The 11,443-nt window shown below is 43.1% G+C and carries 13 protein-coding genes; 11 read left to right on the forward strand and 2 right to left on the reverse strand.

All coding sequences use genetic code 11. The annotated features are described in order from the left end of the window. The first annotated feature begins 37 nt into the window (after window positions 1–37). The 11 genes from OKW21_RS21080 (at window position 38) to OKW21_RS21130 (ending at window position 9,865) form a co-directional block, all read left to right on the forward strand. The gene (locus tag OKW21_RS21080) at window positions 38–412 is read left to right on the forward strand and encodes a hypothetical protein (protein ID WP_277483072.1); all 375 of its coding nucleotides are present in this window, start codon (window positions 38–40) and stop codon (window positions 410–412) included. A 13-nt stretch (window positions 413–425) separates the two neighbouring features. Beyond that, a complete protein-coding gene (locus OKW21_RS21085) occupies window positions 426–731 on the forward strand; it encodes a hypothetical protein (RefSeq protein ID WP_277483075.1) in 306 nt (101 codons plus the stop codon). Window positions 732–760: 29 nt separating this feature from the next. Further along, complete coding sequence (locus OKW21_RS21090; protein WP_277483077.1) at window positions 761–3,247, forward strand: VirB4 family type IV secretion system protein; 2,487 nt, start codon at window positions 761–763, stop codon at window positions 3,245–3,247. 75 nt (window positions 3,248–3,322) lie between these two features. Next, complete coding sequence (locus OKW21_RS21095; protein ID WP_277483079.1) at window positions 3,323–4,288, forward strand: TraJ family protein; 966 nt, start codon at window positions 3,323–3,325, stop codon at window positions 4,286–4,288. Window positions 4,289–4,324: 36 nt separating this feature from the next. After that, on the forward strand, window positions 4,325–4,936 hold the full coding sequence (locus tag OKW21_RS21100; RefSeq protein ID WP_277483082.1) for a conjugal transfer protein TraK: 612 nt from the start codon (window positions 4,325–4,327) through the stop codon (window positions 4,934–4,936). After that, window positions 4,933–5,700, forward strand: a complete 768-nt coding sequence (locus OKW21_RS21105; RefSeq protein ID WP_277483086.1) for a hypothetical protein — start codon at window positions 4,933–4,935, stop codon at window positions 5,698–5,700. The genes OKW21_RS21100 and OKW21_RS21105 overlap by 4 nt, the downstream gene beginning before the upstream one ends. An 84-nt stretch (window positions 5,701–5,784) precedes the next feature. After that, complete coding sequence (gene traM / locus OKW21_RS21110; RefSeq protein WP_277483088.1) at window positions 5,785–6,834, forward strand: conjugative transposon protein TraM; 1,050 nt, start codon at window positions 5,785–5,787, stop codon at window positions 6,832–6,834. 17 nt (window positions 6,835–6,851) lie between these two features. After that, on the forward strand, window positions 6,852–7,676 hold the full coding sequence (locus tag OKW21_RS21115) for a hypothetical protein (protein WP_277483090.1): 825 nt from the start codon (window positions 6,852–6,854) through the stop codon (window positions 7,674–7,676). Window positions 7,677–7,695: 19 nt separating this feature from the next. After that, window positions 7,696–8,511 carry a hypothetical protein gene (locus tag OKW21_RS21120; RefSeq protein WP_277483092.1) on the forward strand — a complete coding sequence of 272 codons (816 nt, stop codon included), beginning with the start codon at window positions 7,696–7,698 and terminating at the stop codon, window positions 8,509–8,511. A 15-nt stretch (window positions 8,512–8,526) separates the two neighbouring features. Continuing rightward, window positions 8,527–9,327, forward strand: coding sequence for a hypothetical protein (locus OKW21_RS21125; protein ID WP_277483094.1), 801 nt, complete (start codon window positions 8,527–8,529; stop codon window positions 9,325–9,327). Window positions 9,328–9,340: 13 nt separating this feature from the next. Beyond that, on the forward strand, window positions 9,341–9,865 hold the full coding sequence (locus OKW21_RS21130) for a hypothetical protein (RefSeq protein ID WP_277483097.1): 525 nt from the start codon (window positions 9,341–9,343) through the stop codon (window positions 9,863–9,865). A 70-nt stretch (window positions 9,866–9,935) separates the two neighbouring features. On the opposite strand, the gene OKW21_RS21135 is transcribed toward OKW21_RS21130, so the two are convergent. Together OKW21_RS21135 and cmoA are read right to left on the reverse strand one after the other, a co-directional pair. Beyond that, complete coding sequence (locus OKW21_RS21135) at window positions 9,936–10,601, reverse strand: methyltransferase family protein (RefSeq protein ID WP_277483099.1); 666 nt, start codon at window positions 10,599–10,601, stop codon at window positions 9,936–9,938. A 41-nt stretch (window positions 10,602–10,642) separates the two neighbouring features. Further along, the gene (gene cmoA / locus OKW21_RS21140; protein WP_277483102.1) at window positions 10,643–11,419 is read right to left on the reverse strand and encodes a carboxy-S-adenosyl-L-methionine synthase CmoA; all 777 of its coding nucleotides are present in this window, start codon (window positions 11,417–11,419) and stop codon (window positions 10,643–10,645) included. Window positions 11,420–11,443: the final 24 nt, after the last annotated feature.

Genomic DNA, 11,443 nt, shown 5'->3' on the forward strand with positions numbered 1-11,443 from the left:
TATTAACTCAATTTTGTACACCAAACCCTTTTTACTTATGCAAAACTTATATGTTTTTGTCAAAGCTCGTGTCTTGCACCTTGCCACACACTTATTCCAGAGCAGGCCGCTGATGCTACTCACATTATTTGTTGTGCTGTCCATGCAGCAATCCTTTGGACAGGCTATGGTAGAGAATGCTATGAACAGCATCAAAAGCTGGATCGTCATCATCCTGAATGTAGCATTTCTGATTGGCATTGCTATCGGCATATTCAAAGCCGCCATGAAGTTCTTCACCGGGGCACCTGACAAAGTAGAGTTCATGATCGGAATCGTGATTGCTATTGCGCTTTTCGGAGGCTTTCAGTTCATCGTGGATGACCTTGCCGCATTCTTGGGAGGAGATATCCTTTTAGACGATACCAACTAGAAAAGACTTCAGAATGAAATCATTTAAATCCATTGAAAGAAAAGCACAGCTGCTGGGACTGCCCATGCAGGATTTGTTTGCTCTGCTCTTTGGTTTGGCGCTGGCCATGGTGCTGGGCATTGTGATCAACTTCTTTTTGCCGGTAAGCAAGTATTATTTCTTTGCGGTGCTGGCAGCAACCGTTATTGCTTTCTTTCTTTTGAAGCGCGTCAATCTGCGTCGGCATCCCAGTTTTCTTTTCTCTTTGCTTTCCTATCGTTTCTTTCAGCCTAAGTGTTTGGAAGTCTGGGGAAATAGGAGAAATGATCTATCAAAATGACTACTATTAAATCCACATTAAACCAAACCATGTTGATCAAACCAGTTAAGAAAAAATCTGCCTACTTGCGTGACCGGCTTCCCATCTTTGCTTTGGAAGAAGATAAAGTCATCTTCAAAGACGGAAGGGTAGGCATAGGCTTTCGTGTGTCTGGGGCTCCATTAGAGTCCTGGACGGAAAGCCAGTACAGTCAGGCCAATGATGTGCTCAGCCAGCAGCTCAAGATGCTGCCGGTGGGCACCGTAGTGCAAAAGACGGATGTCTATTTTGACAAAGAATACAAAGCAGAAAACATAAAGAGCTCAGCTTACTATGAATCTAAACTGCATGAGCATTTCTTTGCCCGATTAACGCTTTTGCATGAGAGTTATCTGTTTCTTTCTTTTCCCAGCAGGGCCAAAGGAAGAATGGACAACACATCTATTCACCGGATCAACCCAGTGAGCAGCATGTTTGCTTATGGAGGATCAATCTTAAAAAATCCATTTGATGGCATAGAGGACTTACTCAAAGAAGCTGAAAATCTGGCATCCTCCTTTATCAAAGGACTCTACAGTTTAAAAGATGTGTCATTTAGCAGACTTAAAGAAGAGGAGTTGAATCACCTGTACCTGCGCTACCTCAATCTTTCTTTTGATGAGTCGTGTACAAGTCTCAACCGGGTGATCTACAATGATCTTTCAGGTCTTGCAGTGGGAGAAAAGAAAGCCAATGTCATTACTATGACCGGTCAAGGCAGTGAAGTCTTTGCCAGTGTCAAAAATCACTATGGAGTGAGTAGTCCCTATACCTATCAGCTATCCCAGTACATGCAATTTCCTCATGTGGTAACCCAGAGTTTGCTGGTGGAAGACACTGAAAAAGAGCTGAAAAACCTGGACTTCGAGAGAAAATTGAACGATTCACTAGAGTGGCTCACCACCCAGGATCATGAGTTGAAATCTCGGGAATTAGAAGAGTTCACCGCTTATGTCAGATCAGGTAACACTGGCCTTGTGAGCCTTCATCAGTCAGTGATGGTCTTTGAGAGTGATGAGCCCTTAAGGAAATCCTATGTTGAAAGGACCATCTCAGCCATTCGTCAGTTCTATGGAGCAGAGGCTATTGTGGAGAGTTTTGATACGGCTAATCTATTCTTTGCTTCTTTGCCGGGCAACGGTTTTCAGCACTACCGCTGGCTCATCACCTCCGCTGACCTTGCTGCCTGTTACCTGCACTTTATGACTTCTTGGCATGGAGAACGAGTAGGCGACTACCTTTGTGACAGGTTTGGCAATCTTTTGCTGGTAAATCTCTTTAACACCCGGCAAGCCAATCAGAACTGTGTAGTCATTGGCCCTTCAGGTTCTGGCAAGTCTTACACTATGGGTAACTTCATTGCCCAGAGGTTAGAGCGAGGTGCCCGGCAGATCATCATTGACAAAGGAGGTACATACAGGAATGTGATCTATGCCCTGAATGGTAAACGGTTTGATGAGACCTATTTTGAATACAGTGCGGAAAAGCCCCTGGCTTTTAATCCATTCTTGTTAGAGAAAGATAAGCAAGGAAAGTATGTGCTTACGGCAGAGAAGAGTAACTTCTTGATTGCAGTGCTAAGCACCATTTGGAAAGGAGGTAAATCAGAAGGATCAACTAGCCAGGACTTGAAGCCTGCTGAAAGGGCAATCTTCAAATTGATCCTTCCACGATACTACCAACATCTGGATGAGAACCCTTCATCCTATCCGGGGGTTAACTCTTTCTTTCATTTCCTTCGGCAGTACCACAGGATTCACCACACAGAAGAAGAATACCGCTCTGAGATCAGGTACTTTGATATGGAGCAGTTCTTAACGGTGCTGAGGCCTTTTGTCTCGGGAGAATATCGGCAAGTGCTCAATGCAGTACAGGAGATTAGCATCAGTGAGCATAGACTTGTTTGTTTTGACATGGACAAGATCAATACTGATCCGGTTTTGTATCCACTGGTAACACTTCTAATCACTGAACTTGCCCTGGACCAGATCAGAAAGTATCCTGATGAAATCAAGTACCTCTATCTGGATGAAGCCTGGACTATGCTTTCAGGAAGCTTGCAGGAGTTTATCAATGAGCTTTTTAGAACGATTAGAAAAAATAACGGTGCTGTTTGCATCATCACACAAGGCTTGGGAGAGATCAAAAAGTCCAGTGTAGGCGAAGCAGTACTGGTCAATGCTGATACTAAGATCATCTTAAAGCATCAGGACAAAAGGCTGGTAAGTGAACTGGCGGCCCATCTTGGCTTTACCGATCATGAAGTAGACCTGATCCACTCCATGAGGGTAGAGAAGTCATTTAGAGAACTCTTCATTAAGCAGGGAGAAGAAGCAAGAGTCTTCAGACTGGAAACCTCTCCTCATATGGATGCGGTGCTTTCTTCCAAACCCGAAGAGCGAAACTATCTCAAGAAGCTCATTGAGCGCTATCAGGGCAATCTGCCTTTTGCTGTCAACCAATTTGTTCAAAATTCCAGATTGAAGATTACAAATTGAAAATTATTGAGACTGTATATATTCTTGAGGGCCTACTATTCCAAGCAATTTTTAATCTTCAATTTTTAATTTGTAATGAACAACGTTGCTGCGAGTGCTGAGTTTTTAGCGGCTGTCAATACCTTGCTGGAAAGGACATTAGGGATTGGACTGGCGATGATTCCGGTCTTTCTGTTGATCGTGATGTTCAACCAGGTCTTTGCGGCACTGGTCTTCTCCCAGCGCTTCCGCCTGGACTTTCAGCCTATGGTGAGAGGCGTGGTGCTGTGGATTGGACTTACTTTCTACACAGACTTTCTGGATGTAATCAGTGCAACCATTCAATCTATCTCAGATTATATAGGCCCTGACAGAACTTTCATGCAGAAGCTTGCTGAAATGTGGAACCTGCTCTTGCCGGGAAGTCAGAACGGAGAGTTGCCCAGCAATATGGAAGAGCTGTATGCATCCTTTACTCGCCTGATGCAGTTTGACCTGGTCAACTGGCTATTGGCTTTGCTGGAAGGATCTTTCGTGCATATCGTAAGAAAAGGCATTGAGCTGATCCGTCTGGTGCTGCTGGCGTTTCTCTACATCGTAGGACCACTGGCCATTGGATTGTCTGTGATTCCTGGCTTGAATAACCTGGCTATGAAGTGGCTGCAAAGCTATCTGACGGTGCAGTTCTGGAGCGTTACGCTCATTATTCTGGATACCCTGGTATCAGAGTTCAACAGCCTCTACTTCAATGGTTATCTATTCCCTGATGAGCTAAGCACCACCAACTTTGTGCTGGTTAGTCTGGTCATTGTCATTCTCTACTTTATGGTACCCCATCTGACCAGTTATATCATCGGCCATTCGCATGCAGCTGTTTTTCAGAGCAGGGTGTTTAGTACGGCAATGCTTGGTGCAGGGATAGCATACCAAAAGGGAAAGGCGGCCATGCAGGCCAGTAAAGTAGTCGTCGGTACCGGAGCAGCAGGTAGTTCATCAGCCAATGCTGGTGTTCAGGCAGCTAGATACGCTCATAGACAACGACCCCAGGGAGGATCATCCTAATGTTCACTTTATTCAAACCATACATTTAAACGAACCATGTCAAACGTAAAAGACTTTAACAAGACCTTCAAGACCATGCAGATGCTGGCAGCTGTCAGCATCCTGGGTTTTATCACTGCTACTGTGATCTACATCATACAGTACAGAAAAGTAGCAGAGTATTATCAGCAACAGACCTATGTCATTACCTCCTGGGGCACCTTTCCTGCCAGCTACTATGATGGAAGAAAAGTATCACGCATTGAGACCCAGAACCATGTGGAGACTTTTGTCAAGCATATGTTTGCCCATAGTGCTGAGACGTATTATGAGCATATCAACTATGCGCTGAACCTCATTGATGAAGAATCAGGTAAAAGAATATACCATGACTTTGAGGAAGGGGAAGTGCAGAAAAACTATGTCCGTTATGGCTCTCATACTGAAGTCAAATTAGACTCTGTGGTACTGGATATGAACACTTTGCCCATAGAAGGTAAATTCTATGCTTTACAGGAGGTACATATCGGAGACAATGTCCGCAGTCTTCCCATTGCAGCAAGCTTTAAAGTGGTTCAAGCCTACCGGCATGAAAAGAATCCTTATGGTCTTTTGCTCACTGATTTTGATTTTATCGCCTACCCTCGTAAAGAAGACAAGAAACTATGATCAGATTCAGTGTATTACTCGTTTTATTGTTCTTATTATCTACTCACAGTTTTGGCCAAGATACCATTTATGTGTCCGATCAGGCGAAGTCTTACCTACTCTTTGATGAGGTGGTGAGTTTAGCAGACATAGGAAATCCTATGCTTTTTCAAGCCAGCATTGAAGGCAAAAGTGTCATGGTGATTGCAAAAGCTGATACTGTCCCTCCTACGCCATTTTATGCTGTGGTAGGTGGTAAACCTTTTCAAGGGGTGCTTGTCTTTCATTCTCATCCTAAAGCCTTCTATGACTTTAGGAAAAATATTTGGGAGCAGGAAGAGTCAATGATTAGTGAAGTTGAAAAGAGATTCAAAGTACTTGAGAGCCCAACAGATCTTCATTATGTCGGCAACAAGGAAAATGGCATCACTTTCAGGCTGGTAGGCATACTGCATGATCATCAGGCTACCTATCTCAAGTTCAGGGTGAAGAACCATACTTCCGTAGTCTATCAAACTGAGTTTGTAGGTTTTGAAAGACTCAAAAAGTACAAGAAAGGGTTCTTTGCCAAAACGCAGGTGGCTCACTTTCCGATAACAGAGACTGAAAATCTGCAGATCAATGATATCTTACCTTATTCAACTGACTATCTCTACTATATACTACCACTGCAGGCACTGGAAAGAAAGGAGTCTGTTATTGCTACGCTTAGAGAAAAAGGAGCACGTCGCAGTGTCTCGCTTAAGCTTCCTTATCAATTGATCAAACGGGCGAATTTGTATTAGTTCACTGTTCACAGTTCAGATTCAGACTGGGAGATTAAGACAACTTTGAACTCTGAACATTGAACTTATAAACTTCAAAAAAGGATGGATTTTAAAGATAATATTGATGAGGAGCATATAAACGCTGAAAAGCTTCGCTTTGAAGCCCCGGTGGCAGCCAAAAGCTGGAAAGAGAAACTCCTGAAAAACTTATCCAGATACAGTCTCTTACTCATTGTAGGTGTAGCAGCGGTGTTTATTACATTGCTACACTTCAAGGGTCAAGGACTTTTACAGGCACTAAAAGGTACACCTCTGCCAAGCTTTGGCTGGGAAGAGAATATTCATCCTAAAAGCCTTCCGGATAAGACAGCCGTCTATGAGGAAGTGCTCAAAAAAGAAGCAAAGGAAAGAAGAAAAGAGATGTCTAGTAAAGCCTCAGCGAAACTAAAAGTGACAAATCCTGATTGGCAGATGATGCATCAAAAAGTGAATCCTAAAGCTGTATCGGTAGATGACTCTGTTTATATAGTCGCCGATACATTGAAAACAGTAGTGGTTCAGGCTGCACCTCAGCACGAAATTAGGTATAGAAAGAATACTGCAAAACCAATAAAAAGAAAACCCCAGCTTGCCCAAAAAGCAGCAGCAGTGATCCAACAAGAAATTGAGGTGAAAAGCACAGATTTCTTTCAGCCGGTGAGAGTAGCTGCTACTGCTTCTCAACAAAGCTTTACAGCCTGTGTAGTGCATGAAGATCAGCTGTTGAGCAACAACAGCATGCTGAGCCTGCGGTTAACGGAAGATTTGTCTTTTGATGGACAAAGCTTTCCTGTGGGAACCATCTTGTATGGAACAGCAAGAATAGCCCAGAACCGTATCCTGGTTATGGTTTCAAGGATTCTTCAGACTCCGGTACAATTGCAGGTCCATCATCATACCTATCATGAAGGTATTTTGCTGGATGAATCTAAAAATGTACTGGAAGAAGCCACAAGGCAAACGGTTTACCGTCAGGGACAGCGGTCTGTGCAGGATCTTCCTTTAGATGTCGCTACTGAACTGGGACGCAATATCCTGCAAGGCTCCAGAAGAAAGAAGATCACGATCTTTTTACCGGACGGCTTTCCCCTGTATTTATCTAAAGAAAATTAACCTTGAAAGTATTAATCATGAAACAATCAATCGTCATTATCTTAGTTATGATTACTCTTTTTGGATTTACCTGTGCCCAAGGAATACCGGTAGTAGATCCTGCCCATATTGCCATCACCATTGCCAATGGAGTAACGTTGGATGACCAACTAGACAAACTGGAGGATCAGCTTGCGGTTTCCTTTTTGATCAGAGATAAAGTTTCAGATATCTATGAACTACAGTATGACTACAAGGAATTTCTAAAGCAAGCTGAAACGGTTCAGGAACTGCAATGGGCAGACCTGGTGGAAAGCGAAGCCCATGCTTTAGCCTTACAAACTTCTATGGATGTTTATGTACCGGCTTATGAAGAAATTGGTATGCTCAAAGAGGCATACCAAACCCTTGAAGGCATAGAAGGTGGTCTGAGACTTTACCAGGAGTTGGATGGCTTTGGATCAGATAGTCCACTACCTCCTAACTTTACTGCTTTGCAAATGACGCTGGAGAAACTCTCAGTTAATCGGGCGGCCTTTGATGAGATGGCTTATAAAAAGAAGTTACAGGTAGCGCTTTCTTACAATCAGGTAGCAGCAGACTTGCTGGAAAAAGCCCAAGAACTTAGCCAGGCCCTGCTTGTCAATGAACGTTTTTCTATGACAGAAGGAGAAAGGCTTTCCAGCATCAAACAGGCTCATGATTATATCTTAAAAAGCATGGATCTCAAGCTGCAATCCGATCAACTGGTGCTGGATGTGATGAAGGAAGCAGAAAAAAGTCAATCAGGGCCACTCAAGCATTACGAGCAACAACTTGAAAGAGAAGTGCTCTCTGCTACTCCTTTGTATGTATATGATTAATCAAACTTTTCTCTTCCCCATGAAAAAAGCATTTATTCTTCCACTAACCATTGTATTGATATTCAGCTTTCAGGTGCAGGCCCAGCAAATGATTCCTGTAATGGATAATCTGCTCAAAGAAAGCCTGGATGACCACATGAAAACCAACCTCAAACAGGCAGCGCTGCTGGAAGTGATCCGGGAAGCAACTGAAGATACCAAAGAAAATGTGGAAGCTACTGACCAGCTTCAGTATGACTACCGGGAATTCCTCAAGCAAACTACCAGCACCGCAGGACTTAGGATTTCAGAGGCTGGACAAGAACAACAGGCTATAGGTCAGGCAGTAGGTTCTTCTCATCATCTGGATGACTATACTTTTGCTGCTCAACTTCATGAGCTGTATCATGAGCAGACTGAACCTATAGAAAAAAGCCAGATGCTACATGACCTTATCATACCATATCGGGATGATATCATCTTTACCCAGCTTGCTCCCTTTGAAGCTTATCAACAACAGATAAATCTCAATGTCACTGCCTTAGAAGAGATGAGTCAGAGACGAAAGCTACAGCTTGCCATAGCCTGGCAGGTCTTAGCACAGACGAAGACAGAACAGGCAGAGGAGCTACGTACATTGCTCAATACGGATCAGGTATTTTCCATGACTGAAGCAGAACGACTGGAAATGATTAGCCGGATGCAGGATCATTTACTTGCAGCGAAGCAGTTGAAGGAGAAAGCCGATCAGTTGATTAGGCAGGCTTCAACACCTTCCTTTCAAAAGCAACAGGTGGTGAATACATACAAGCTTAAACAGGAAAGGGAAGTACTCTCAGCAACTCCATTGTATTGAATTAATAACATGCTTATGATCTGGAAATACCTCTTGATGCTCATGCTTTTGCTATCATTTTCAGCAAAAGCCCAGCCCTATGTCATCTTTGTCATAGACAAACAAGCCATTGCCAAAAGCAGTGAAAACCTGGCACTAAACATCATCAAACAACAGCAGTACAAGAAAACTCTGGACTTGACTGAAGATATCTTTGCCAGCTATACCCGTATTGAAATGCTACAGCAACAGGTACTGGATGATCTCAAGCAGGCAGAGAGCATACGGGATCTGCACTGGGCAGATTTGTCTAAGTCAATTTATCTGGCCAATGAGTTGGTCAATGGAGTAGTACAGCCAGGATTGGAGATAGATTTTGTTGTGGAGCATCCTCTCTTTGAAGACTCTCCGGATAGGATTTATCGGGATGTATTCCTTACAAGCTCTGCTGATCCTTTGCCTGATGATCTGTCTTCTTTTCGGGAAGCGAAACAAAGATCTCATGCGCTTTCCAACAGCTTTCAAAGCATAGCCAATGAACGAAAGGCCTATGCCGCCGTGGCTTTTCAATATTTAGCAGAAGACCTGATCTTAAAGTCTACGGAAATGGATGAAGTCCTAAAACAACCAACTCGTTTTTCCATGACAGAAACTGAAAGGATGCGACTGCAATCTTTCTCTGAAGACTATCTGCAATTAGCCAGTGAGATGCTAGAAAGATCAGATAAGTTTTTGTTAGAAGTGGCTCATTGCCGATCTTTACAGACTCAAAGAGATCAGCAACAAAAAAGACTGGAAAGAACCACTATTGCCAATACCATAGTACTGGATTATTAAATTTTTATACCCCATGAAAAACTATTTTGCTTTTTTCTGGCTAGCCATGCTATGCCTTGTTTCCTGTAATTCTCAGGTTGAAGTTACACCCAAGTATCCTCTCAAAGAATTACTGCATGAGAAAAGCTGGAAGGTAGTCTCCATACAGGCAGAGAGAAAAAGTGATGGTGAAGTGCTGGACTGGTACGAACAACTACCTGCCTGTATCAAAGACAATATCTTCTTCACAGAAGCTCCCGGTACCGGTGCTGTAGGCGAACTGCATGCTGAAGAAGGTAGTACACTTTGCAAGGAGAATGACCTATCCTACATCCCCCACATTGCCGGATGGAAGCTCAATGATGACCACAGTATCTTTTCAGTCTCTCTTTTTGACTCCGGCCACAGCATGCTCTATGGCTATGAAACAGAAGAATCCTACACTTTTGAAAACTGGATGGTGGATGAACTGAATGAAAAATACATGCAGATCAAGGTAGATAAAATTTTTGAAGAGCACGCTTATACTTTTACGATTAGGTTTGAGGTTACTAACTAATAATTCTATCCCCCTAGTACAAATCGAAATTAAGCAACTTTTTGGCACATCCGAAAATTAGTCAAACTACTCAGGCACTGGTAAATCTTTTGATTTTTTTCAGGTACTTAATGGTACCATAGGTCAATGTAATCAAGGCAATCACCCCGATAAGAATGTGCAAAGCATTATCAAACGCTGCTGTAGGTTCATGCTCATAGGTCTGTTTCAGGATCAAGAGCATGCAGCCCAGCAACCAGATATACGAGGTGTTGTACTCTTTAAGAATGACCCGCTTCCACTGAAAAGTCATGCTGTTTAAAGTCGTACCCAGCCCTTTGAATTTAGGAATCCAACGTCCGGTAGTGGCTTTGTAGGCTTCAAACTCAGCGCCAAATTTGTTATGCAGAAAATTTTCTTCTGCCATGATGATTGCCTGATACACAAAGATAAAGAAAGGCCCTCCGATCAGTAGAAAGTATAAACTATTGGCCAGTACTCCGGTACCAATCAGCATCAGCACATTTCCTACATACATGGGGTTCCGGCAGTGAGCGAAAATACCGTCAGTAACCAGCTTCTCAGCATATACCTGTCGGTTTTTGCCACCACGGATAATATACACCAATCCTATGGTTGTCCAGCGTATACTTTGTCCCGTAAGGGCTATGATTCCTCCCAATATGATGGCTGTTACATAATGTCCAAAGATGGGAGGAGAGGGAAGAAAAAGTGCCAGATAAAATACCGGAAACATGAAGTTCCGGTAGTGAAAGATGAAATTACCTATTTTAACCATTATTTTACAGCTACGAGTCCACAGAAGTTATACCATTTGAAAAAGACCTCAAAGTACCGGAATTTATGGTTGAGCAGCATTTCCCGGTTCTCCATCAGTTTGTAAGGGATCAGCACATTTTCCAGCGCCTCACGCTTCTGCGATATTTCCATTTCACTATAGCTATTCCTTCGTTTATAATTATAATAGTAGTTGATAAACAGGCGGTTGAAAATAGAATCTTCACCCAGCACTTTCTCCACCAGGATTAATGCGCCATTGGGGTTCATCTGCTCATAAATCTCGGTGATCAGTTTGTCCCGGTAAAGGGGACGCACAAACTGAAGGGTAAGGCAAAGCACCACCACGGAAGCATTCTCTAATTGTATACCTTGGTGCAGATTCGTATTCCTTAATTCGTACGCTCTGGTGAAATTTGCTTCTTTGAGCTTCTCATCACACTTGCTGAGCATATCATCCGACTCATCTATGCCCACAAATTTAATACTGTTGTCCAGCATGCTGTCCATACCAATCATAGTGGTACCGGTAGAGCAGCCCAGGTCGTAAACCACTGAGCCGGGCATAGCAAAATCAGCGGCGATTTCAGCCACCATGCGCTGCATTTCCCCGTAGAAGGGAACAGAACGGCTCACCATGTCATCAAAGACGGTAGCTACTTTTTTGCTGAATTTAAAGTCATCTACCCGGTTGGTAGGTTCTTTAAACACCTCATCTTTAATATCAATAGTCTTTTCGGAGATATCTTTCACTCCTTCGTTTACTGAATCTTTCATAAAATTAAAGTCAATTACATGCTC

The organism is Catalinimonas alkaloidigena, from assembly GCF_029504655.1.
Classification (GTDB): domain Bacteria; phylum Bacteroidota; class Bacteroidia; order Cytophagales; family Cyclobacteriaceae; genus Catalinimonas; species Catalinimonas alkaloidigena.